Source organism: Flavobacterium sp. TN-1 (assembly GCF_052828645.1).
In genome coordinates this window covers 2,365,904-2,390,634 of record NZ_CM128253.1, presented here as the reverse complement: position 1 = coordinate 2,390,634, position 24,731 = coordinate 2,365,904, and the positions used below count along the sequence as shown (strand labels likewise).

The following is a 24,731-nucleotide window of genomic DNA, read 5'->3' as shown; positions in this document are numbered from 1 at the left end:
ATTTATTACAATTCTTTTAAATTATTATGACAACTAGTCCTTTAAAGCAAAACTTTATTATGCGTTTTCAATTTCAAAATCTTGATTAGATTACTATAAACAATTGATAACAAAATGATTCGCCTCTTTTTATTCAAAAGGTTTTTAGTACTATTTGCAAGGCCAAATTTAGAGTTCTTTTTTGATTTGAACAATGAACAGTTTTTTAAATAAATCAGATCTTGGTTTTACCTTATATTCAAACAAAGCTTCTTCTAATGTTTGATATTTATTAGTATAAACGTAATATCCAAAATTATTTATATTATAAAAAAACTTGGTTTGACGCTCACCAGAATAACTTAACCGAAGCGCAAAAGCATCGCGCTCTATTGATTCAGTAAAAGTGTTTGCAACTAAATAATAACCTGTTTCTAATTCTGGAAGGTTATTAATAATTTCAATTTTAGTAGATTCTTCATTAGTGTTTTCATTTAAAATTTTTCTTTTTTCTTCAAGTGTTGTTTCTGTATTAGAAATTTCTGTTATTGGTATTTCTTTTTGAACTCGTTCTAATTTCACTAAGGCTAACCGATCATCATAATCTCTTGCTTCAGTACTATAAAAAGTAGCCTTCGCAATTTTACGTTTTAAAACTGTTTTTTCTTCTAATTCTAAATCATTGATTTTAGACAGTAAACTTTCTTTCCTTTCTTCTTTCATTGTCAAATCTTGATCTATTTTTTTTATTTCATTAAGTCTTACTTGATCTCTATCAGAAAGTTGCTCTCGTATTTTTTTCTTATATTCTTGATTTTCTTGTTGATTTATCTTTTGGACTTTTTGCATAACTCCAACAATTATGCGACGATTTTCAGATAAATCATGTTTTAATTGTTGTACCAAATCCGTTGTTTCTTTTCTTTTTTGATCTGATTCTTTTTGCAAACGTTTTGATTCTTCTAAAGATTCTATATTTTTTATTTTTAATTGTTTCAAGTCATATTCCATCGTAATAACCAAAGAATCTAATTTAGCAATCAAAACTTCTTGAATTTTTTTATTAGCATCTAAAATTAATCGCAATCGTTCTACAGAACCATTTTTTGTTTCATCAATAGTATTTAAATTAATATTTAATTTATTGAGTGTGATCATTTTTTTATTAAATTCTTTTTGAACTTTTAAACGATCTTCTAAATCTTCAATTTTTAAGGTTTGTGATTTTGACTTTTCAATAACAGCTTGTTTTTCTGCTAGCGCAATCATTAATTCTTCATTTTCGTTTTTTGCTTTAATCATATTTTTATTAATAGCTAATTTATTACCAATAATCAGACCATTAATAATTTCAGGATTTTGTTTTTCTAACTGATCAATTGTTATACCATATTTTTTTGTAATTGAATATTTAGTTTCTTTAGCCTGAACTATATGAAAAATAGTTTCTTCATTTATAATTCTTGCTTTTCCGTCTAGTGTCTTTTTTTTATTAGGAATTTCTATCTTTTGTCCTATTTGAAGTCCTTCTTTTAGTATAATTTCATTTTTTTCATCTAAATCTTTTACCGATACATTATACAAACGAGCAATACTAAATAATGTTTCCTGTGATTGTACTTCATGAAATTTACCATCAAAGACTACTTTTTTCTGATAAGGAATTCCTCTTTGGGGAATATTTAAAACATAGCCTTCTTTAATATTGGTTTGAACAAGTAACGGATTAGCTTCTTTTAATTCTTCTACGGAAAGTTGATACTGTTTTGCTATACTATATAAAGTCTCTTTATTTGAAACCTCATGTTTATCATAAGATACCGCGTTTACATCATTTTTTTTAAACATATAAGAAATAGAATGCACATTGGGTATTATTAAAATCGTATTTTCCTGAATTCCTTTTTCAGCACCTGTGTTTAGTTTTAGAATTTCTGTTTTTGAAACTTTGTATTTTAAAGCAATAGATTCTAAGGTTTCGCTTTTTTGAATCAGGTGTTTAAATGTCTTTTCTTGTTGGGCGTAATAATATTGGGATAAAAAAAAGAAAATAAAAAGTAGGTATTTAAGCATAAGTTTAGTAATTTATTTGAGAACACCAATTTAAATAAAAATGCCGTGTATTTTTATTTTACACGGCATTTTTATTTAAATATCAACTGCAAAGAATTACTCCCATTCTATAGTTGCAGGTGGTTTAGAACTAATATCATAAACTACTCTATTAACACCTTTTACTTTGTTTATAATTTCGTTAGACACTTTTATTAGGAAATCATAAGGTAAATGAACCCAATCAGCTGTCATACCATCTGTAGATTCTACCGCTCGAAGTGCCACTACTTTTTCGTAAGTACGTTCATCTCCCATAACACCTACACTATTTACAGGTAATAAAATAGCACCTGCTTGCCATACTTTATCATATAAACCATGCTCTTTTAACCCTTTTATAAAGATAGAATCTACTTCCTGTAGAATTCTTACCTTTTCTGGTGTAATATCACCTAAAATACGAATAGATAATCCTGGCCCAGGAAAAGGATGACGTCCTAAAAGTTCTTCATCTATACCTAAACTTCTACCTACTCTACGCACTTCATCTTTAAATAGCATACGCAAAGGCTCTACTACTTTCAATTTCATAAAATCAGGTAATCCTCCTACGTTATGATGTGATTTTATAGTTGCCGAAGGACCTTTTACAGATACAGATTCTATAACATCTGGATAAATTGTGCCTTGTGCTAACCATTTTACATCTTCTATCTTATGCGCTTCATCATCAAATACTTCAATAAATACGCGACCTATAATTTTTCGTTTTGTTTCAGGATCTTCAACACCCGCTAACTCAGATAAAAAACGTTCTGAAGCATCAACTCCTTTTACGTTTAATCCCATTCCTTTATATTGATTTAATACATTTTGAAACTCATCTTTGCGTAATAAACCATTGTTGACAAAAATACAATACAAATTTTCTCCTATAGCTTGGTTTAACAAAACAGCTGCTACAGTAGAATCTACACCTCCTGATAACCCTAATACTACCTTATCATTATTGATTTTAGCTTTCATTTCAACTACTATATCTTCAACAAATGAATTAGGTGTAAAATTTTGAGGAACTTGCGCTATTTTTACTAAAAAATTTTCAAGCATTTGCTTCCCATCTTCACTATGGTAAACTTCTGGGTGAAATTGAATAGCATAAGTAGTTTCTCCTTCAATACGATAAGCTGCATTTTCAACATCTTTAGTAGAGGCTAAACGAATCCCATTTGTTGGTAACTGTTTGATCGTATCACTATGACTCATCCATACCTGACTATTGATATTTACTTCTTCAAAAAAAGTCTCATCATCTTTTATAAATGACAAATTGGCTCTACCATACTCTCTAATATTAGAAGGAGCTACTTCACCTCCATTAAAATGAGCTAAATATTGCGCTCCATAACAAACCGCTAATAATGGCATTTTACCTCTAATTTGAGATAAATCGGGATGAGGCGCATCTTCAGCACGAACTGAAAAAGGACTTCCTGATAAAATAACAGCTTTATAGCTGCTTAAATCTGATGGAACATGATTAAAAGGAAAAATTTCGCAGAAAATATTTAACTCGCGAACGCGGCGTGCAATAAGCTGTGTGTATTGCGACCCGAAATCTAAAATAAGTACATTGTGTTGCATGTACAAAATTAAAAAAAATCTTAAAAAATGAAAATTTTAATTATAAGAAGATTTTTAATGTTTCCTAAAACAAATTCTATACCTAATAAATGAATTTCTAAAAATCATTTATTCAAAAGTGGGTGTTTTAAAAGTAGTAACTTAATTTTTGGTTTTCTACTTTTTAAAAGTAAAAGAAATCACATTATCAATACTCCATTTTTCCATCTGTAAAATTCATTTTAGTCTTCTTTTTGACTAAAACAAACCCAATTAAAATCTTTTAAAACACCCTCTTTCCCTTCTTTTTATAAATTAAAAAAATATATTTAAACTTATTTTTTATCTTGTAAAGCAAAAACCTTTTTCAATAAATCACTCGTACGAGAATCAAAATTAGTTCGAATATCCTTCTCCTCTACTGCTATCATTTTAAAAACACCATCAAGCGCTTTATTCGTTACATAATCCGTTATATCAGGATTAACTTTAGAAACAAAAGGAATCATATTATATCTATCTATAATTGTTTTCCATACAGCATCCGCTCCTACCTTTCCAATTGATTTTTGTACAACTGGGTTAAATTTTAGATAAAGAGGCTTACGAGTTCCCGTCTGTAAAAACTCAGTAGCAGCATCTTCTTGGCCCAATAAAATATTTTTAGCATCCGTTATCGTAATATTTTTAATAGCATTCACAAAAATGGGTGTAGATTCCTTCACTGCATCTTCGGCTGCTCTATTCAATGCTTTTATTCCATCGTCAGCCAAATTTCCCATCCCCATCTTCCGTAACATACTATCTACTTTTTGAAGTTCGTCAGGAAGTACAATTTTAACTAATTCATTACCATAAAAACCATCCATTGCAGTAAGCTTAGAAACTTGATTGGTAACCCCTTTGTTTAACGCTTCTTTTAAACCTCCTGAAATATCTAAAACATTTTTTTTAGTAGTATTAGTCATTACGGATTCTGTTGTTTTTTTTATAAAGTCTTTTAATTGAGCTTGACTCATACTAGGAATCAAAAAAGCTAGGATAAATATTTTTTTCATTTTTCTAATTATGTTTTTCAAAAATACACAAATTATGTGCCTAATTTTTTTTTATTTGCTTTCCTTTTTTTCATCTCTTTTTTACCCTAAAATCAGTAAATTGCACCCGATAACTAAAAATCAAAATGGAACAAGTACAACCTTATCAACCTAAAAATAAAGTTAGAATTGTAACCGCAGCCTCTTTATTTGACGGACACGATGCAGCCATCAATATTATGCGTCGCATTATCCAAGCTACAGGAGTCGAAGTAATTCACTTAGGACACGATCGTAGTGTAGAAGAAGTAGTAAATACAGCTATTCAAGAAGATGCCAATGCCATCGCGATGACTTCGTACCAAGGTGGTCATAACGAATATTTTAAATATATGTATGATTTGCTTAAAGAAAAAGGAGCAGGTCATATCAAAATTTTTGGTGGCGGTGGCGGAGTAATCCTTCCTTCTGAAATTGAAGAATTACACGCTTACGGAATCACGAAAATTTATTCTCCAGACGATGGTCGTGCCTTAGGGTTACAAGGAATGATTAACGAATTGGTTCAACTAGCAGAACCAGCCCCCCCCGCCCCCGAAGGGGGAGCCAACGAGATAAACGATAAATTGGCTGAAAAAGATATTAACACGATATCAAGACTTATAACATTAGCAGAAAACGAACCCGATACTTTTCATAAAGTATTTCAGGCACCCCCTTCGGGGGCGGGGGGGGCTTTTCCCGTTCTTGGTATCACAGGTACAGGTGGCGCGGGTAAATCTTCGTTAGTAGATGAATTAGTACGTCGATTTTTAATCGATTTTCCAGAAAAAACCATCGGATTAATTTCTGTCGATCCTTCAAAACGTAAAACTGGTGGTGCTTTACTTGGAGATAGAATTCGTATGAATGCGATCAATAACCCACGTGTGTATATGCGTTCGTTGGCGACGCGTCAATCGAATTTGGCTTTGTCTAAATATGTTGCCGAAGCCATTCAAGTGCTTAAAGCAGCTAAATACGATTTGATTATTCTGGAAACTTCGGGAATTGGTCAGTCGGATACGGAGATTTTAGATCATTCAGATGTTTCGTTGTATGTAATGACACCTGAGTTTGGCGCGGCTACGCAATTGGAGAAAATCGATATGTTAGATTTCGCCGATTTAGTAGCTTTAAATAAATTTGACAAACGTGGGGCACTTGATGCGATTCGCGATGTGAAAAAGCAATACCAACGCAATCACAATTTATGGGATGTAGATCCTGATAAAATGCCTGTTTTTGGTACAATCGCTTCTCAATTTAATGATCCAGGGATGAATACTTTGTATAAGTCGATTATGGATAAAATTGTGGAAAAAACGGGAGCCGACCTAAAATCGACTTTTGAGATTACTCGTGAAATGAGCGAGAAAATCTTCGTGATTCCACCACATAGAACACGTTATTTATCTGAAATTGCCGAAAATAATCGTAAATATGACGAAAAGGCTTTATCGCAAGTGGAAGTAGCACAAAAGTTATACGGTATTTTCAAAACTATCGAATCGGTGAATGGGAATCTGCCACAAATCGATAAAGCTGGAATCATTGAGTCTTCGTTGAAAATAAATGAAGGAAACAAAGATTTCTTAGGCTTATTAATCAAAGAATTCGACCGCGTAAAAATGAATTTAGACCCGTACAACTGGGAAATTATTCAAACGTGGGACGAGAAAGTAAACAAGTATAAAAACCCTATTTACGCTTTTAAAGTACGTGATAAGGTAATTGAAATAAAAACACATAGCGAGTCACTTTCGCATACCCAAATTCCAAAAGTAGCGCTTCCTAAATACCAAGCGTGGGGCGATATCTTAAAATGGAACTTACAAGAAAACGTACCAGGGGAATTTCCATTTGCGTCGGGATTATATCCATTTAAGCGTGAGGGTGAAGATCCTACGCGTATGTTCGCGGGTGAGGGAGGTCCAGAAAGAACCAACCGCCGTTTCCATTATGTATCCTTAGGAATGCCAGCTAAACGTTTATCCACCGCATTTGACTCGGTTACTTTATACGGAAACGATCCAGACCACCGACCTGATATTTACGGTAAAATTGGTAATGCAGGGGTGTCTATTTGTTGTTTAGACGATGCTAAAAAATTATATTCTGGTTTCGATTTAAGCCATCCTGCCACTTCTGTGTCGATGACGATAAACGGACCAGCGCCTATGTTGTTAGGCTTCTTTATGAATGCGGCGATTGACCAAAACTGTGAAAAATACATCAAAGAAAATGGTTTGGAAGCCGAAGTAGAGAAAAAATTCAAAGAGGTTTATGATGCGAAAGGATTAGAACGTCCTCGCTATAACGGCGAATTGCCAGAAGGTAACGACGGATTAGGGTTGATGCTTTTAGGACTAACAGGGGATCAAGTGTTACCTGCCGATGTGTATCAAGACATCAAAGTAAAAACTTTAGCGCAAGTGCGTGGTACCGTTCAAGCCGATATTTTAAAAGAAGACCAAGCCCAAAATACCTGTATATTCTCGACTGAGTTTGCCTTACGTTTAATGGGTGACGTACAGGAATATTTTATCCAACAAAATGTACGTAACTTCTATTCGGTTTCTATTTCAGGGTATCATATTGCCGAGGCTGGTGCCAATCCTATTACGCAGTTGGCATTTACACTTGCAAACGGATTTACGTATGTAGAATATTACCTAAGCCGAGGAATGAACATCAACGACTTTGGTCCTAACTTATCGTTCTTCTTCTCTAATGGTATTGACCCAGAATATGCCGTGATAGGACGTGTAGCGCGTAAAATTTGGGCAAAAGCCTTAAAGAATAAATACGGTGCCAACGAAAGAGCGCAGATGTTGAAGTACCATATCCAAACATCTGGACGTTCGTTACACGCACAAGAAATTGATTTTAACGATATCCGTACGACTTTACAAGCCTTGTATGCGATTTATGATAACTGTAACTCGTTACATACCAATGCCTATGACGAAGCGATTACGACACCAACAGAAGAATCCGTTCGTCGTGCCATGGCTATTCAGTTGATTATTAATAAAGAATTAGGCTTAGCGAAAAACGAAAACCCTATCCAAGGTTCATTTATCATTGAAGAGTTAACCGATTTAGTGGAAGAAGCGGTATTAGCCGAGTTCGACCGAATCACCGAAAGAGGTGGGGTACTAGGAGCAATGGAAACGATGTACCAACGTTCGAAAATCCAAGAAGAATCGTTGTATTACGAAACCTTGAAACATACCGGTGAATTCCCAATTATTGGGGTAAATACCTTCTTAAGTTCTAAAGGATCACCAACGGTTGTACCTGCGGAAGTAATTCGTGCGACGGAAGAAGAAAAACAATTCCAGATCAAAACCCTAGAAAACCTACATAAAGCCAAAGCTAAAGAAGTAGAAGGACAAATCACGATCATTCAAGAAGCCGCAATCCAAAACCACAACATCTTTGAAAAACTAATGGATGCCGCTAAGGTGTGTTCGTTAGGACAAATTACGAGCGCGTTGTTTGAAGTGGGTGGGCAATATAGAAGGAATATGTAAGATGAATTAATAAATCAAAAGGTTGTCTGAAAAGTTTTAGACAACCTTTTTTATGTTTTTAAAATAATTTCTTGTTCAACTCAGATGTATTGACCTATAGTTGATTTCCAAGTCAAAAAACCTTTTAGTTTATCTGAATAATCGTGAATAATTCTTGTAAAGTTGTTTGGGCTATCTTCTAAAAAAATATGTCTCCCTTTTTCTCTAATGATATTTAATTGGTTGTCAATTTGTTTTATTTCTTCAATTAGAGACAATTTGTTTTTAGGGGTATGCCAAATGTAAGTAGCTTCTTCTGTGTCTAATGTTTCCAAAACAACAAAATAATTTTGCTCTCCTGAGAGGAGAAATAAGAATGAAAAAGGGTTCAACACAAATCGAATCTTCATTACTTGACTTTCGTGTTTGTCTGCTAAATATTGAATTTGCTGTGAATGTTTGTATTGCTTGTTTTTGAGAATTTCATTCATCAACTCCTCTGCATTAGAATAAATTTTTCCCTGCTCTTGTAATTCATCAGATGTCAGGATGTTTTGTTTTTTTGATGCGATTTGCCTTAACAAACTTTTATTTAAGAATTGAAATTTCACACCCTCAACGACTTCTTTATTTATATGGTCAATATCAGTTGATAGTGCTAATTGAGAAACCAATTTTCCGTTTTCAAACTCGGCGAATATTTCTATAGTAATCTTCTTCGATTTTAATGTTTTGATGAAATAGTGTTTTAATACCTCAAACTCAGGTCTTATTTCAATGTTTTCAATTTGGAATGCAAGTGTGGTGTTCATTTCATATATAGTATATTCAAATGTGACACTTCCATAATGAAACTCCAATTCTTCAATTGGAACTTTGATTGTTTTTTCAATATTTACAACTTTATTTGAAGAAATGATTTCTTCCTTTGGTTCATCAAATAAAGTTGCTTGCTTGTCAATTTTTCGATAATAAGTATTGCGTTTCAGGAAAAGCTTATTGAGATATTCAACTTTATAATCTCTGTAGTCATAAATAGTAGGGTTTATTTCCGAGCGTTGCACTCTACCTATATATTGAATTAGTTTACCTTCAAAAGAAAATGGATAGACCAAAAATAAACAGTTTATATTTTGTAAATCTGATCCTTCACCAAAATATTGTCCTGTGGTAATTAAAACCTGAAAATTACCTTCTTCTAATGTTTTCCATTTAGATTTTTTAGAATTTTCTGAATCTTCCCCGCTTAGTGTAATGGTTTCATACGATTGTTTTAAAAACAAATATAGGGTGTCAATATGCTCTTTTCGTTCGGTAATGATAACTATCTTTTTTCCTTGATTTAGTTCTTTTTTTACATCTTCTAAAATAACTTTGTTTCGGATGGTATCGTGAACCAAAATTTTTGATAATGTTTCAAAACTGTCTGTCTTGGAGTTATATGGAACATCTAATTCTGTGTTGCGGATAATGATTTTAGCCTGCTTATAATTCTCAATTTCCGTTGGTTTAATATTGGTAATGATTTCTCCTAAATGAGTGAAAATCATTTTTCCATCACTGTATTTGCGGAAAGGGGTAGCAGTCAATCCATACAAATAATATGTTTGTAATTTTTCAATTGAATTTCTGAATGTTTCGGCAGGAACGTGATGGCATTCATCCACAATGATAGTTCCGAATTGATTTTGAACAGATTCTATTTGTTTTAGCAAACTTTGAATTGTTGCTACTGTGATTTGTTTTCCGATTTTTGATTTTCCTTGTCCAATACCCCCAATATCTCTTTTTGGAATACCCAAAAAAGCTTCAATCCGTTCTGCCCATTGCTCTAGCAATTGTTTTCGATGCACAAGAATAAGCGCAGGTTGTCTTTTATTCGCAATTATTTTTAGGCCAATAACTGTTTTTCCTGAACCAGGTGGGGCAACTATTACTCCGAAATCTTTTTTAGAAACAGTTTCAATTACATCTAGTTGATGATTTCGCAAAGCTGCATTGAACGCAAAAGGAATAGATACTTTTAGTTTTCTTTCATCAACAAACTCAAATTCGATTTGTGATTCCTTGCAAAAGCGTAAAAGCTTTCCGATAAAACCTCTTGGAATGAAAATTTCACTTTCCGTTTCCTCAACTAATTTAAAATATCGTGCTGTTTCAAATGTATTTCTACCTGATCTCTTTTTGACAAAAAACTCAGAGTTAGCAAAATTCAATTCTTCTTTCAGAAAATTGATCAATGTGGGTGTTAATCCAATTCGGGTTAGTCTTATATTATTGTTTAAAGAAATGCTGAGTTTGCCGTTTTTTATTACCGAAATATTAGGTTCAATACCTGATTTCAATGTTTGTACTGATGGTTTTAAAGCATCATATAGTTCGTCTAAATGATTTGTGGAAACTTTTTTGATATTTTTCAGGAAGTCCCATTGGTCAGTGATAGGTTTAAATGATTCAGGATTGATAAAACAGTTATTTCCTTTTTCAAAAGTTGGTTTAAAAAGTGGCAATGCAATCAGATTCCCGAAACCTTTTCCTGAAAGAAAATCTTGATTTGGAAACAATCTGTCAAAACTTGAACTTTTGTCAAACATTGAAAAAACACCCGATTGTTCTAAAATCGAAATGAATATTTTTCGACTTCTTATGGCAGGATAAGGTTTGTCAAAAAATATCCAAACGTGTCCGCCATTTCCTGAACGGGAACGCTCCAAGTAGGCAGGAATTGCCTTTTCTTTACAAGCGTTTAGGAAAGTAATAGCTTCATTTTGCCAATTGGTTTTGTCAAAATCAGCTACTAAAAACCAAGTGGTATTGTCTTGCAGTAAGGGATAAATTCCAATATGGTGAAAACCGTCCAAATGCTTTTGTATTTGTTCATTTGTAAGTTTCAAATAAGACTTTTCAGTAAAATTCTGAAATGTTCCACCATTCATTTTATGTGCCCGAAGACGATAACGGTCATAAAAATAGGCTGGCATATAACCCGATTTTGAGTTTTTCTCCCAACGAAAAGCAAACACATCTTCACGTCCTTTGAGGAGGGAGCGGAAGACTTGAATTTGAGTTGAGGAAACATTCATAAAGTATTATTTTATGTAACAGTATTTAACCAATATCAATTACATTTTCATCTCCAAACCATTCTTTAGCCTTTGCTATCACTTGAGGAGCAGGGCTATGAAAAAAAACTGCCAAATTCTCTTTAGCTCTTGTGCAACAAACATAAAATATCTTTTGAGTTCTTTCGGACACACTTGGCGAAGCTGTACCTAAAAACATTTTTTCAAAATTATAATTGTTCCATCCTCCGTTATCAAGAATAACTAAAACATTGTCAAATTCAGCTCCTTTAGTTTTATGCTGTGTTGAGAATGGTGTTTGACCTTCTAAATATTCATATAGCTTTTGAAATTCACTAAACTTGACATCTTTCACACGGTTATACAGGTACTCTTTTTTCTCTTTAAAATCATTTAGCTTATCATCAATCATACAAATTCCCTTTTCATTGGCATCTGTAATTACTTCCTCAATTGTTTTATCGCCAACATTTATAAGGTTTTCAATATTTTCTTTTAAAGTTCTTTTGCTTGCTATACTTGTAATTTTAAAACGAAAATCTGTGGCTCTCAAAAATTCATTGAATTTTTTATTTTGATACAATGAAATATTCGTTTGAATTTTGAAAAGATGCTTTATTAAGTTGTCTCTTTTTGATCCCTTCTTATCTTCATCATCTTCATCTTGCTTTTTGTCATCTACAAGAGCATCTTTTCCCAAATACATCTTCCGTACTTCGGAAAATGGTTTATTTTTCAACTGGTTGTACAGTTCCGCTTTTGCAGGGTCAGATAATAAAAGATTCTTTTTGAGTTCTCCTTGTCTGTTCTTTAATTCAAATTTATCAACCACAGCATCAAAAGTATCTTCATCGGTGATTTCAATTTCGGGTCTGTTATTTTTCTTATTGTATTTTATCTTTTCAAGAATTTCAGATTTCAATCCAAGCACAGGGTCTCTATCATAAATATCCATTAACGTTCTGAACCCTGCTTTCCCTGCTATTAAATTATGGGTTAGGTTCAGTTCCTTTGTTTCTTTTGAATTATTGAAATCCCAACTATATGTTTCTTCCAAGAATTTTTCAACCTTATCAATACCACCATCAGTAGAATGAAGGAATAGTACAGTGCCTTGTTTTACTATACCTTTAAATATATTGGGTGCATTGGGGTCGGTAGAAGGTTCTTGTGTAATACCATCAGTCCGAAGTTTATTTGCTAAATCAATAACAAGCTGAGGGTTTCTTCTATTCTGTTTCTTTGGAATTTCATTTACTGTATCTGCATCATCTCCTTTGTATTCGTCTAAATTTCCAATCCCATCATCATAAATAGATTGCATTGCATCACCAAAGAAACCGATGATATTTTTTCTTTCGCTCTTTTTGAAGTGAGTAAGAAATGTATCAACAACAGTTTTGCTTGTATCTTGATATTCGTCAATAAAAATATACTTGTATTTATCCTTTACGATACTGCTAAGTTTCGGGTATTTCTCAAAAAGATAATTTGCAACGATGAGCAACTCATCGTGAGAGATTATTCCTTCACGCAACCTAACAAACTCTTTATATTGTATTCCGTCTGGCAAAATATCAAAATGGTTTTCGGGAATAGGATTTACTCCATCTATTGAAACGTTACTAACTTCATCATCATTTGCTAAGGAAATAATTGCTTCTTTAAGCTCTTTTTGAAAGTGTTTTATATTATCCCATAAAAAATCGTGGATTGTAGATACATTGAGGTTTTTGTGGTTTACTCTTTCTTCGATTTCCTTTACTGCGGCATTGGTGTATGTCATACAAGCTACTTTTGCAGTTGGATTCTCAACTATTACCTGTCTTATAACACTTACCAACGAATAGGTTTTACCACTTCCTGCACCGCCACTTAAAAGAAAATTTCTTCCCTCATCAATTGATTGGAAAATTTGCTGTACTTCAGGTTCTAAACTTAATCTTCCTTCAACCATAATAAACCATTTTTTATGTAGGCAGGAATATTCCAGTTACTAAAATTCATATCACTGTGGTATAAAATGTCTAATGCAAAATGAGTTTTCTTTTTGATGCAAGAACCCGCTAATTCATAAGGACTTTTTGCATCATCATCAAAATAAGAAGCATTTTTTAATCCTTGAAAAGTAGCTTTGCCTCCTTTCACAAATTCTCTATTCAAATGGATAAAAGCATCTTCAAAGCTCCTTGCGTGATAGGCATTTTCATTTTGTTGATAACATATACAAACTGTAGCACTTCCAATAGTAATTGTCCTATTTGCAACAGGAAGTGCTTTTAAATCATCCCAAGTAACTTCTTTCAAAAAATGATTAATCGCAGAATTACTTGTTTCAGAGCCATTAATTACGGGGCAAGCTTCAATTTTTGGATTTCCCTTTTCGTCTTTATTTCCTATATCTCCAATAGAGTCAATGTCCGTTAAAATCAAAGATTTAATACCTAAAAATTCTATAAACTTCTCGAAGATTTGTGAATAAGCACCAACTTCAATTATGGATATATTTTGAGATAATAGTGGAAGAAAGGTGTCTTCTTTACCCTCTGCTTTTAGACGAGCTGCTTCTTCCAAATCGACTTTTCGCATAAAGGTTGGTATCAATATTCTTTCCGTATCCCCCTCAATTAAAACAGCCTTATCAGCAAAGAAAATTTCAGCCCTACTTATAGTTAAGTATTGTTTTAGAAACTGGTATTGATTTGGGTAGGCATCATATTGCTTTCTCAAATCTGAAAGATTTTTTGCAGTTACATTGTTCTTTGTTTCCGCTTTCAAATATTTAATATCATCAAAATCACTATCAGCAACAATGTGAGATGAATGTGTTGTAATTATGTATTGAAGTGGTCTATTTATTCCGTCATCTCTTTTGATACCTTCAGCAAGTAATTTTTTTATGTTTTTAATAAAGACATACTGCATTTGTGGGTGGGTATGTGCTTCAGGCTCTTCAATGATTAACAAATTAATATCTGCTGGCTTTTTGTCTTTATCCCTTTTGAAATCCTGGACAAGAATTTCAATTTCAAAAATCATACTTATAAGGTTCATATAACCTAAGCCATTGTAATGTTCCGGTAGCTTATGGTCATCGTGGGTATATACTATGGTTGTATTTCCTTCAAGTAATTCTCTATGTTGCAATGTTGAAATTATTGCTATGTCTGTATCGTTCAGTTTTATTCCTCCAAAATCTTGTACTTTCTTTATTACATCACTGAACAAGACTTTGTATATTTCACTTAATGTACTATCGGTTTCTGAAAGTTGGTCTTTAAAGTTTTCGGTAGCTTGATTTTTGTCGCTATTATCTTCTTTCTTTTTATATAGGCTTGAAGTTTGTTTGGACAGGGTGTTTTCTTTTTCTTTATTGGTTACGTCTCTTCTTGCACTAATGTACTTAAAGCTAATAATATCTTTAATACCAGTAATTTCATCCTTTAAGTCAATAAAGTTATTTTCATTAGCTGTTTCGGTTGGTATGTCATACTCAAAAGACATCTTATGAGTGTTGAAATAATTATCTAACTCTTGTTTTAGAAATTCTTTTAACTCTCTGGGCTTGTTTTTCTTTTTCTCTTCAACTTTAGCCTTTTCACTTATGGAAAAAGCTACATAATCAGACCTTAATTTTAGAAAATTAGTATAGCTTAATGTATATTCAAAACCCAATACAATTTTATTATTTTCAGGGTCTAAATCCATCAATACCCTGCTGACGTTTGATAAATCATCTTTCTCGTTATATTCAATAAATACCTTTAATTTGATGCCTTTGGGGTGAAATTCATCAGCAACATCAGGGGATTTTATAAGGTTTTCTAATTCGTTCCTAAAATCTATATTCAAGTCGTCATAAGAAAATTTACTTTTCTCATTCAAGAACTTATCAAGAACAGAAAGAATAGAAGTTTTTCCTGTATTATTTTTACCAATAACTAAGGAAAGATCTTCTTCTAAATCCATTGAAAATTGCTTAAGCAAACGAAAATTATCTATTTGCAGTTTAGTTATTTTCATAATGCTTAATTTTTATTTCTATTTAATCTCCTAGCCGAAAGCTTCTTCCAAATACTATCCGCCAATTTTATTTCTTTATCAGTGAGGCCATATCCATCTTTCAGGATTTGCTTATTGGTGATTTTTAAAATTTCATCAATGCTTTTTTTCTCTCGCATCATTTTGTCAATGACGGTTAGTAAATCAGCATTTTCGGTTTGGTAGGGGAGCAGTATTTTTTCTGCTTCGCTTGGCATCAATTCCAATACGCCTCCGCCATAACTACGTCCAACAATTTCAGAAAAAGCCAAAGACAAGGAATTGTAAAAACTGGCAATGAATGCATTTTTGTTTGTGTCTTTTTTCATAAATACACGGTGCATTGTGTCCGTGGTATAGGCGTTTGCTTCGTTTAAGATTAAACGAGGATAAAGGTTGTTTCTGCGGATAAATAACGCATCAGAAAGTTTGATGGAAGGAATAACAAACCAATCATCACGAATGCCTGTTTTGTAACCTTTGTTTACGCCCATTGATTCACCTAAACGGATGTATGAGTTCGCTCCTTTGTGTTCGTTTATTTTCTCTTTGGCTGGAAACACCAATAAGTGTGCTTTGGCTTTGGTTTGTCTATTAAGTTTCCAATCCTTTTCCGTAAAAATTACACTGTTGACTTGAACACTTCTGCCAACCATTGGTTTTGCATATTCTTTAAGGTCATAAGCTTCTACAACTGGCAAAGGAACAGTGAAGTAATCATTTGCTCCTGTGGTAATGCCAACTTCAATACTTGCGTAATTTCCAATTGTCGGAACTTTTCGTTTTTTGGTAATCTGTTCCAAAAAATCAATTTCTTCTTGTTCTAAAAAGTAATAAGTCCATTTATTTGATTTAAAATCTATCTTTTTGGTTGGACTTTTTAGGATATTCACATCAAGCTTTTTAAGGTCTGAAGCATCTCTTAATTCAAGATGTTCAATCAAATGTGAATCGCTTTCGTTTTTCTCACACAATAGCAAAACAACTTCTTGCTGAATGTCAGGGAAAACTAACTTCTCAAAAGAAATGATATTGATTTTATTGTAGAAATGAGCCAAAAACTCACGGAGTTGTTGAGCATAAGATACCTGCAACAATTCCGCAGGAATTACAAAACCAATCTTTCCTTTTTCTTTGAGCAACAAACTTGAACCAACCACAAAAGAAACCCAAGCATTGGTCAGTTTGGAATATTTTAGTTTAGCCCGGTTGAAAACTTTAATGGCTTCATTTTGCTGTTCTTCCTGAAAATATTGGTATCGAATGTATGGCGGATTACCAACCACTAAATCAAACTTCTGTGTGGTTTCATTGCAATACAAATGAAAATCGGTATTGATGACATTCTTGTTGTTGAGTCTGATTTTATCAGCTTTTTCTGCTTCCACATCATCAAACTCAATGGCTGTTACCGATTTGAATTTATGGTTGTTTTCTTTCAATTGTTCAAGAAAAACCCCATCGCCACAACTCGGCTCTAAAATTTCATAATCAGAACTTCCATTAATGCCCCATTTCAAAATGAATGCAGCAATTGGCTCTGGTGTGTAAAACCCACCTCTCAATTTCTCGGCTGTTGCGTTTTTAATTAGCTTCATACAATTCTTTTATTAATGGGATTAATGAATCTTCACTACCTAAATCGTATAGTTTAGCTAATAGCTTTTCTAGGTTCGCTTTTTCTCTAACAAATTGTCCTTGCAGTGGAGTTAAAGCTCTTTTATTTCCTGCGTTTGCATCTATTTGGTCATAAATGCTGATTAACTCTTTTTGAGTTTCTACGATTTTGTCGTGAAGTGCTTTTTGTTTGGGATCTGAAAAATCAATCTTTCTGATGGGAAGATTTTTCAAAACCTTTGTACCTCTTGCTTTATAGCCTCCTCTATAAACTTCACCTCTTAAAGTAATAATCCACTCTACGTATCTTGAATTAAGAATAGCTTGGATATAATAAATGGAATATGGGCTGTCTTGATTTAAAAAAATGCTACAATACCCCGCAGTTCCTCCAGCAGTGTGTAATGTTTGATATTTGTCTATAGGATATTTTTCACCTGTTGAGTTAACTCCAATAATAATTTTTTCCTTTATATTACCAAGCTCAAGATATTGACTTCTTCCGTATCTGTACCATTCATTGTTAGATTTTGGAGTTGGTTTAATGTCTCTTTTTAATAATCGAGTTTTGTTTTTGTTCAAATATTCAAACGCAAGTGGATAATTCTTTTTAAGTTGTATTTCATCAATAAATTCTACTTTTTCGTTACCTATTTGATAAGGATAAATAACAAAAGTATTGGGTTTAAAATTTCTGTAGGTATGTAATTTATCTTCTCCTTTTTTTCTAACCGTTTCATAATACGGCTTTGTAATATCTTTTTCTATTTTATAAGAATTTCCATTCTTTTCAAAAAAAATAAAATGTTTGTCAGTCTTTATTGGATTTAACACAAAAACATCATTGGCGCTTGTCTGAATTCCATTGTTTATATTCTTTTTGCCTACAATTTTTTCAAGAGTTTCGCTTTGACTTAAAATAGAATTATAAGCAGGTTTTAAATGTGGTGGTATCAAAAACCATAATTCATTTGAAAGTTTCTTGGATTCTAGGTTGTCAAATTCAATTCTTTCATAATTTCTAACTTTCCATTCTTTCAAACTCTTAACTTCAGTAAAAGAAAATGTTTTTTGTTTTTTCTTATTAAGAATTAAAAGACTAGTGTATGTTGTTTTATTTACGAAAACTTGATTTGCTCCAAATGAAACAATTGAATGCAGATATTCATTGTTTGAAAGCAATTCACGAAGTTTTTTGCCTGCACCAACTTTTGTGAATTTGCTCGGAACGATGTAGCCTAAAATTCCATCATCAGCTAACAAATTAATTCCCTGCTCAATAAATAGGAAATATTTGTCAAACTGTTTGTATGATGTTTTATAGTTTTCTGATTTCTTATATAGTGGAAATTCTAGGGGGGTAAATCTTATCATATCCTTCGACTTCATATAAGGCGGATTGCCTACAATGACATCAAAACGAAGTTTTGAAAAATCAAATGGATTAATAATTATCTGGTCTTTTTTATTGGTGACTTGTTCTGGATTCAGTAAACTATTTCCGAAAAAGATGTTTTCAGAAAGGTCGGGTAAAACTGGTTTTGTTTTGTTAGTTGAATTCACATCTTCACTTTCAAGTAATTTGAGAAGCAAACCAAATTTAGCTGCTTCAACGGCATTATAATCTTTATCGACACCATAAATACAATTCAATAAAAGTTGTCGCTTAATTTCAAACGGCAGTTTGTAGGTATTGATATTAGTTTGAATGAGTTTTGATTTCTCATTTTTTAGATAGTAGTCAATCAAAATATCATTTAGTAACTGAAATAACTCTAATAAAAACGCACCTGAACCGCAAGAAATATCAGCGAATTTCAGCTTTAGAATTTCCTTATCTGTTTTCCCTTCACATTTTTTCAAAACGGTATTTCTTAAAATATCGCTTATAATGAAAGTCGGTGTTGTGATAATATCACGGTCAACATTTTCAGGTTTCTTTACCAAAACAACTGCACCGCTTTGAATGTTTAGTTTCTCAGAAAGGAAAATTTCATAAATGCTTCCTAATACATCAGAAGAAAAAACACTGAAAGAATAAGGGCTTTCGGGATAATACAATTGTTTGATAATCGTCCAAAAAACAGAACTGATATTTTCAATAATCTTGTCTTTTAGAAGCTGGTCAAAAAGTCCTGAATTATATCGTTTGTCGGCTTCTTCAAATTTCTTTATGAGTGCTTTGAAGTCGTTTCTGTTGGCAAACTTCAAAAGCGTTTGATAATCTTCTAAATTTCTGTCCTCACAAACACGCAGAAACAAAACCCTGTTTAAATAGCTTTGAACAATGTCATTCAGTTGTTGCTCATCAATTTTCGGGTCGTGTTTGTATATTTCAGTACCGAGGACTTTTCTCCATTCATTGATTTGATTTAGGAATAAATTGTCAATCGAGTATTGATTGATTTTACTTTCAATTTCTTTCCATTCCGTTTCAAATGCTCCTGAATAAACAGATTCCTTTCCTAAAAGCTGTTTGATTTCTTCAAATTTACTTTCGTATTCTGTGTAATGATATTTTTTTACAAGTGCCTTTATGTGGTTATCGTCTTTCTCAACTTTTACAGAAGTGTCGTAAATGATTAAATATTCAAAGTTTGAAAGAACTGAAATTTTCAACTTCGCTGTAAATCCATATCGTCTGACTTGCTTTGCAGTGTCATTATTTGATTCAATGGAAACGCACGGTTTCTTAGCTTCCAAAAAGAATTTTCTTTCAGAAAAAAGTCGGAAAGTGTAATCTGGTTTTTTGGAGTGTTCGGAAGCGTTTGCTTTTAGTGCTTCTTCCAAAATTACTTCTCTTTCATTGGTTGGTTTACCTGCATTGTTTTTAATGTCCCAACCTAGCAACTCGAAAAACGGGTCTAAGAAATCACTGCGAAGCAGTGTTTCATTATACTTACTTGTCAAGTAATAATCCCTGTCGGCTCTATATTTTTCTATGAGTTGCTTTATTGTCATTTCTTCTTATTCGCTTTAATATATTTGGCTCTTTCCTCCGCTACTTTCAACGCTTCTATTCCTAAATCTTCGTCCTGAATTTCATATAAAATCTTGTCGCTTAGGAATGAAATCAAAAGGGCGTTCGCGTTATATTCGTATATGTTGGCAAGTTTCAGAACTACTTCTTTTGTAATTCTGCGTTCTCCTCGCTCCATTTTGCTCAAAATAGCAACGTCAATGTCGAGTAATGCAGCAACTTTCCGTAAGGGAAGCTCCTTTTCTTCTCGAATGTGTCTTAGCTTTTCGCCTATCGTTTCTGTTGATATACTTCTTGTTGACATAATGTGTCAAAAATAGGGATAAAATGTTTTAATATTTACATTGTTGGAATTGTTTTTCAACAAAAATTGTAATATTTAAAAATTTTATATTTTTTAAGTATTTAATTCAAGTTGATATTTATAAAAAACAAAGCAAAGGTTAAGTAATTTTGTTTTGTGAACCAAAAAAACAACACCAATGCTTTGCAAAGACAAAATTATATCAATTTTTGTTTAATTGATGATATTTTAAAAGGAATTGAACATCCAGAAGATATAAGAAGACAGGTTAGCGATAGTGAAATTATTTTAACTGCGATTGTGTCATCGACAAGCTTTTATGGAAATCATAGTTCAGCTATAAAGTTTATGAAACAATATGGATTTATACCAAAGATGCTTGACAAGAGTAGATTTAATAGAAGATTACATAAGATTGGAAGTTTGCTTTATGAGTTATTTGAAATAATAAGTTCATATTTTAAAGATTTATGCTGTGAGATGCAGTATATCATAGATTCATTTCCAGTTGCTGTTTGCAATAATATGAGGATTTCGAACTGCAAAATCCTCAAAGAAGAAAAATGGCGAGGTTACACAGCAAGTATGCGAAATTATTTTTATGGAGTTAAAGTACAATTACTTACCACAAAAAATGGAATCCCAATAGCTTTTCATTTTACACCAGGAAAAACAGCAGATGCAAAAGCACTAGGAAAAATGATTGACAAATTACCAGTAGAGGCTTCAATATATGGAGATAGTGCTTATACTGATTATAGTTTAGAAGATGCTGTATATGAAAGAAGATGTATTTCATTAAAAATTCAGCGTAAATCAAATGCTAAAAGAATGGATACTTTAGAACAAAAAAATGAAAAACTAAAAATGAGAAAAAGGGTAGAAACAACAATAAGCGATATTAAAAAAATGTTTCCAAGAACTATACATGCAATAACTTTAGAAGGTTTTCTAATAAAACTTACATTATTTGTCTTTGGCTTGCAATTAAATAAATCAATTAACTAGCAACTTGAATTATTTAATTTCCTAGCTTAAAGTTTTTCCAAATACTATCTGCCAATTTTATTTCTTTATCTGTGGAGCCATACCCAGTTATCGCAAAAATACTTAAAGTTCCCATTCCTATTAGATTTAAAAAAAATATAAAAGTAAAATTTGAAGAATTTTAGTAACAAAGAAGCCTCATCAAAATTTAGCATTAAGATGTCTCCCTTTGGTCGAAATGAAAAAGATTGCGAACTTTTTGTAGAATCTCCTGTTTTGTTATTCTTTTATGAATAGATTCTATTCTTTCTAACTAATTCTTAAGAAAACCACTTAATAACAAATTTTAACACAATTTTAATTTTACATTCAAATTTAAAAAATACGTTAAAAACAAGCATAAAAATCATTAAAAATAAATTCCTTCCCTATATTCTTAAGCACAAATTAATATTTTATTAATACTTTGTTTTTTTTGATAACAATATGCAAAGAAAAAATTGATTTCCATTTATTTAGAATAATCTATAATTTAAAATTCTTTATTTATATTGCAATAAAACTAAAATTTTGAAGAAACAACTCTTAATAATCATTTTATTTTTCATACTTGGTCATATAAATTATACATACAGCCAGCAATCACTAAATTGTAAAGTTTTTCTAGAATCTCATTCTAAAAAACTGGTTGTTCAGCAAAAAATAATTTATAAAAATCAGTACCCCTATCCTATTGATCAATTAACATTTAGTGATTGGAATCATAGTTTTTCTAACAGGCAAACACCCCTTGGAAAAAAATTATCGGATCAATTTGTTCGAAATTTTCACTTATCCAATAAAAGTGAAAGAGGAGAAACTTTTTTAAACACAATTACAGTTAATAATAACGTAGTTACACCACAAAGATTTTCAAATCAAATAGACCTATTTTCTATTCCTGTTTTTAATCTAAAATCGGGTGATTCAATAGAAATACAATTAAACTACGAACTCCAAATACCTAATAGTAAATTTACTCGATGGGGAACAAATAAAGAAGATTTTTATTTGAAAGATTGTTTTTTGTTAATCAACAAACAGATAAACAGTAATACGGGTGTTACTTATAGCAATGAAAACACAGAAGATGCTACTTATGAAGAAGTTAAGGAAATGCTGTTTTCTTTTGAAATTCCCGATCAATATAATATTATTTCTAACTTGGACTCAATAAATTCCAAAACGTTTAAAAGCACCCATTCAAAAGAATATCAATTCATAATAGAAAAAAATAAAACGTTTGAAACTCTTTCTAACGATAATATATCTATTATAACCAATCTAGAAAGTAAAAATGTTAATGATATTCAAAAATTCCTTATCATTGATAGAATCATTAAGTATTTTGAAAAACACATAGGAAAGTCTAAAACAAAACGTTTGCTTATTTCACAAGTTGACTATGACCGAAATCCTTTCTATGGGTTAAATCAACTACCAAGTCTTTTGAGTCCTTTTCCTGATAGTTTTTTATATGAATTAAAATTTTTAAAAGTGTATTCACAAAGTTTTTTGAAATCTAATTTAAACATTGATTGGCGAAAAGATCATTATTTATTAGATGCTATTCAACACTATTACCTGATTAATTACATTGAAGAATATTACCCTAATATAAATTTAGCGGGAACACTTAACCGATTTAAAATACTAAAAGGATATGAGTTCACAAATGCTAAGTTTAACGAACAGTATTATCATGCTTATCTTATAATGGCTAGAAAAACACTAGATCAAGCTTTAAACACTCCTAAGAACAAACTCAGTAAATTCAACGAGCAAATTGCACTCAAATACAAAGCTGGATTAGCATTTAAATATCTTGAAAATTACTTAGAAGATCGATCATTAGAAAAAAGTATCCAAGAATTCTTTAATATTAATCAAGAAAAATTTTGTAACACAATTGATTTTGAAACTATTTTAAAAAAAAATACTGAAAAAAATATAGATTGGTTTTTTCACGAATTAGTTTCTTCTAAAGAATTAGTTGACTATCATTTTGGTAAAATTCAAAAACATAATAATCAAATTCAACTAGAAATTAAAAAAAATCACAATTCTAGTATTCCCTTTACATTAAGTGGTTATAAAAACAAAGAAAAGATATTTCAAAAATGGATTATTCCTCATTTTGAAAAGGATACAACTTTTGCTTTTAATACAAAAGAATTAGATCAATTTGTTATCAATGAAAATAATTATTTTCCAGAACTAAATAAAAAAAATAATTATAAGACTACTAATTTTTTTAAACCTAACCGCCCAATAGATTTTACTTTTTTTAGGGATCTAGAAAATTCTAAACGAAACCAAATTTTTTATTATCCCAATATTGATTATAATGTGTATGATGGTGCTTTAATTTCCTTGATTTTAAACAATGAAAGCTTTATTGCACGTCCTTTTAATTACGAAATAAATCCTAGTTATTCATTTAACACCCAGTCCTTAACAGGTAGTGGATTTATAGGTTATTCATTAAACAAACCTTCTAATACTAATTTCCAAACTCGTTTTACCTTATCTACTTCTTACTACCATTACATACAAAATGCTTCCTATTTTAGGGTTATACCTGCTCTTATCTTTCGATTCCGAAATTTAGATATTACGAAAAATGAATACAAAACCCTTTCTTTTAGACAAGTTTTTGTAAACAAAGAATTTAGTCCTTTGTCTAAAGATACGTTATCTCCATTAAAATACTCCGTCTTCAACGCTCGTTATTCATTTGGAAATAATGAAACCGCAAAAGGATACCATATATCAAATCAAATACAAATAGGTAATGAATTTGCAAAATATATTAATGAAATTAGTTATAGAAAACTTTTTGAAAATAATTATCAAATAGGTTTTCGCTTTTACGGCGGAATATTTCTTTACAAAAACACTAATTCTTCCTATTATGATTTTGGATTAGATCGTCCAAAAGATTATCTTTTTGACTACTCATTTTATGGAAGAAGTGAAAAATCAGGTTTTTTTAGCCAACAAATTATTATAGCAGAAGGTGGATTTAAATCTAAATTTAGTAATCCTTATGCTAATCAATGGTTAACCGCCGTTAACATAACTTCCTCTTTATGGAAATGGGTTCAAGTATATGGCGATGTAGGCCTCTACAAAAACAAATATAGTAATCCTAATTGGGTTTATGACACTGGAATTCATTTTAATATAGTCCCTGATTATTTCGAAATATTTTGTCCTATTTATTCAAAAAATGGATGGGAAATAGGACAAAAAAATTATGCCGAAAAAATACGTTTCCAATTTACTATTAATCCCAAAACTCTTTTAGGTATTTTCAACAGAAAATGGTTTTAAAACAATAAAAACACATTTTAAGTAAAAATATCTAATAAAAAACAACATTTTTATAAAAAATAAATAATTAAAAAAGATTATATTGAATTAAAA

The 24,731-nt window shown here is 31.5% G+C and carries 11 protein-coding genes and 1 pseudogene; 3 read left to right on the top strand and 9 right to left on the bottom strand.

Features of this window, described 5'->3' with window-relative positions; translation table 11 throughout:
* Positions 1–168: 168 nt before the first annotated feature.
* The 3 genes from ACUXZJ_RS10495 to ACUXZJ_RS10485 all read right to left on the bottom strand — a co-directional run bounded on the left by ACUXZJ_RS10495 (position 169) and on the right by ACUXZJ_RS10485 (position 4,715).
* The gene (locus tag ACUXZJ_RS10495) at positions 169–2,052 is read right to left on the bottom strand and encodes a LysM peptidoglycan-binding domain-containing protein (protein ID WP_063743952.1); all 1,884 of its coding nucleotides are present in this window, start codon (positions 2,050–2,052) and stop codon (positions 169–171) included.
* A gap of 96 nt (positions 2,053–2,148) precedes the next feature.
* Positions 2,149–3,678, bottom strand: a complete 1,530-nt coding sequence (gene guaA, locus ACUXZJ_RS10490) for a glutamine-hydrolyzing GMP synthase (RefSeq protein ID WP_063743953.1) — start codon at positions 3,676–3,678, stop codon at positions 2,149–2,151.
* A 314-nt stretch (positions 3,679–3,992) separates the two neighbouring features.
* Positions 3,993–4,715 carry a DUF4197 domain-containing protein gene (locus tag ACUXZJ_RS10485; protein WP_060382058.1) on the bottom strand — a complete coding sequence of 241 codons (723 nt, stop codon included), beginning with the start codon at positions 4,713–4,715 and terminating at the stop codon, positions 3,993–3,995.
* Between the two features lie 125 nt (positions 4,716–4,840).
* Here ACUXZJ_RS10485 and ACUXZJ_RS10480 point away from each other — a divergent pair, with 125 nt between their 5' ends.
* On the top strand, positions 4,841–8,272 hold the full coding sequence (locus tag ACUXZJ_RS10480; protein ID WP_446194909.1) for a methylmalonyl-CoA mutase family protein: 3,432 nt from the start codon (positions 4,841–4,843) through the stop codon (positions 8,270–8,272).
* 80 nt (positions 8,273–8,352) lie between these two features.
* On the opposite strand, the gene ACUXZJ_RS10475 is transcribed toward ACUXZJ_RS10480, so the two are convergent.
* The 6 genes from ACUXZJ_RS10475 to ACUXZJ_RS10450 are packed head-to-tail and all read right to left on the bottom strand — an operon-like array spanning position 8,353 to position 20,276.
* A complete protein-coding gene (locus ACUXZJ_RS10475; protein ID WP_063743954.1) occupies positions 8,353–11,334 on the bottom strand; it encodes a DEAD/DEAH box helicase in 2,982 nt (993 codons plus the stop codon).
* Between the two features lie 25 nt (positions 11,335–11,359).
* Entirely contained in the window at positions 11,360–13,291 is a 1,932-nt protein-coding gene (locus ACUXZJ_RS10470) for a UvrD-helicase domain-containing protein (protein ID WP_063743955.1), read from the bottom strand.
* Positions 13,273–15,357, bottom strand: a complete 2,085-nt coding sequence (locus ACUXZJ_RS10465) for an ATP-dependent nuclease (RefSeq protein WP_063743956.1) — start codon at positions 15,355–15,357, stop codon at positions 13,273–13,275. Before ACUXZJ_RS10465 ends, ACUXZJ_RS10470 begins: the two co-directional genes overlap by 19 nt.
* 5 nt (positions 15,358–15,362) lie before the next feature.
* The gene (locus tag ACUXZJ_RS10460; protein WP_063743957.1) at positions 15,363–16,973 is read right to left on the bottom strand and encodes an Eco57I restriction-modification methylase domain-containing protein; all 1,611 of its coding nucleotides are present in this window, start codon (positions 16,971–16,973) and stop codon (positions 15,363–15,365) included.
* Positions 16,960–19,953, bottom strand: a complete 2,994-nt coding sequence (locus ACUXZJ_RS10455) for an Eco57I restriction-modification methylase domain-containing protein (protein ID WP_063743958.1) — start codon at positions 19,951–19,953, stop codon at positions 16,960–16,962. Before ACUXZJ_RS10455 ends, ACUXZJ_RS10460 begins: the two co-directional genes overlap by 14 nt.
* Positions 19,950–20,276: a helix-turn-helix domain-containing protein gene (locus tag ACUXZJ_RS10450; protein ID WP_201030574.1), complete on the bottom strand. Its 327-nt coding sequence runs from the start codon at positions 20,274–20,276 to the stop codon at positions 19,950–19,952. Before ACUXZJ_RS10450 ends, ACUXZJ_RS10455 begins: the two co-directional genes overlap by 4 nt.
* A 178-nt stretch (positions 20,277–20,454) precedes the next feature.
* Here ACUXZJ_RS10450 and ACUXZJ_RS10445 point away from each other — a divergent pair.
* A pseudogene (locus ACUXZJ_RS10445) lies at positions 20,455–21,284 on the top strand (IS982 family transposase).
* Positions 21,285–21,833: 549 nt separating this feature from the next.
* Entirely contained in the window at positions 21,834–24,638 is a 2,805-nt protein-coding gene (locus ACUXZJ_RS10440) for a hypothetical protein (protein ID WP_060382050.1), read from the top strand.
* The last annotated feature ends 93 nt before the right edge of the window (positions 24,639–24,731 follow it).

Coding starts and splice junctions, on each gene's coding strand:
- ACUXZJ_RS10450 (WP_201030574.1), bottom strand. CDS start 20,276: ATGTCAACAAGAAGTATATCAACAGAAACGATAGGCGAAAAGCTAAGA.
- ACUXZJ_RS10460 (WP_063743957.1), bottom strand. CDS start 16,973: ATGAAGCTAATTAAAAACGCAACAGCCGAGAAATTGAGAGGTGGGTTT.
- ACUXZJ_RS10470 (WP_063743955.1), bottom strand. CDS start 13,291: ATGGTTGAAGGAAGATTAAGTTTAGAACCTGAAGTACAGCAAATTTTC.
- ACUXZJ_RS10480 (WP_446194909.1), top strand. CDS start 4,841: ATGGAACAAGTACAACCTTATCAACCTAAAAATAAAGTTAGAATTGTA.
- guaA (WP_063743953.1), bottom strand. CDS start 3,678: ATGCAACACAATGTACTTATTTTAGATTTCGGGTCGCAATACACACAG.
- ACUXZJ_RS10475 (WP_063743954.1), bottom strand. CDS start 11,334: ATGAATGTTTCCTCAACTCAAATTCAAGTCTTCCGCTCCCTCCTCAAA.
- ACUXZJ_RS10455 (WP_063743958.1), bottom strand. CDS start 19,953: ATGACAATAAAGCAACTCATAGAAAAATATAGAGCCGACAGGGATTAT.
- ACUXZJ_RS10495 (WP_063743952.1), bottom strand. CDS start 2,052: ATGCTTAAATACCTACTTTTTATTTTCTTTTTTTTATCCCAATATTAT.
- ACUXZJ_RS10485 (WP_060382058.1), bottom strand. CDS start 4,715: ATGAAAAAAATATTTATCCTAGCTTTTTTGATTCCTAGTATGAGTCAA.
- ACUXZJ_RS10465 (WP_063743956.1), bottom strand. CDS start 15,357: ATGAAAATAACTAAACTGCAAATAGATAATTTTCGTTTGCTTAAGCAA.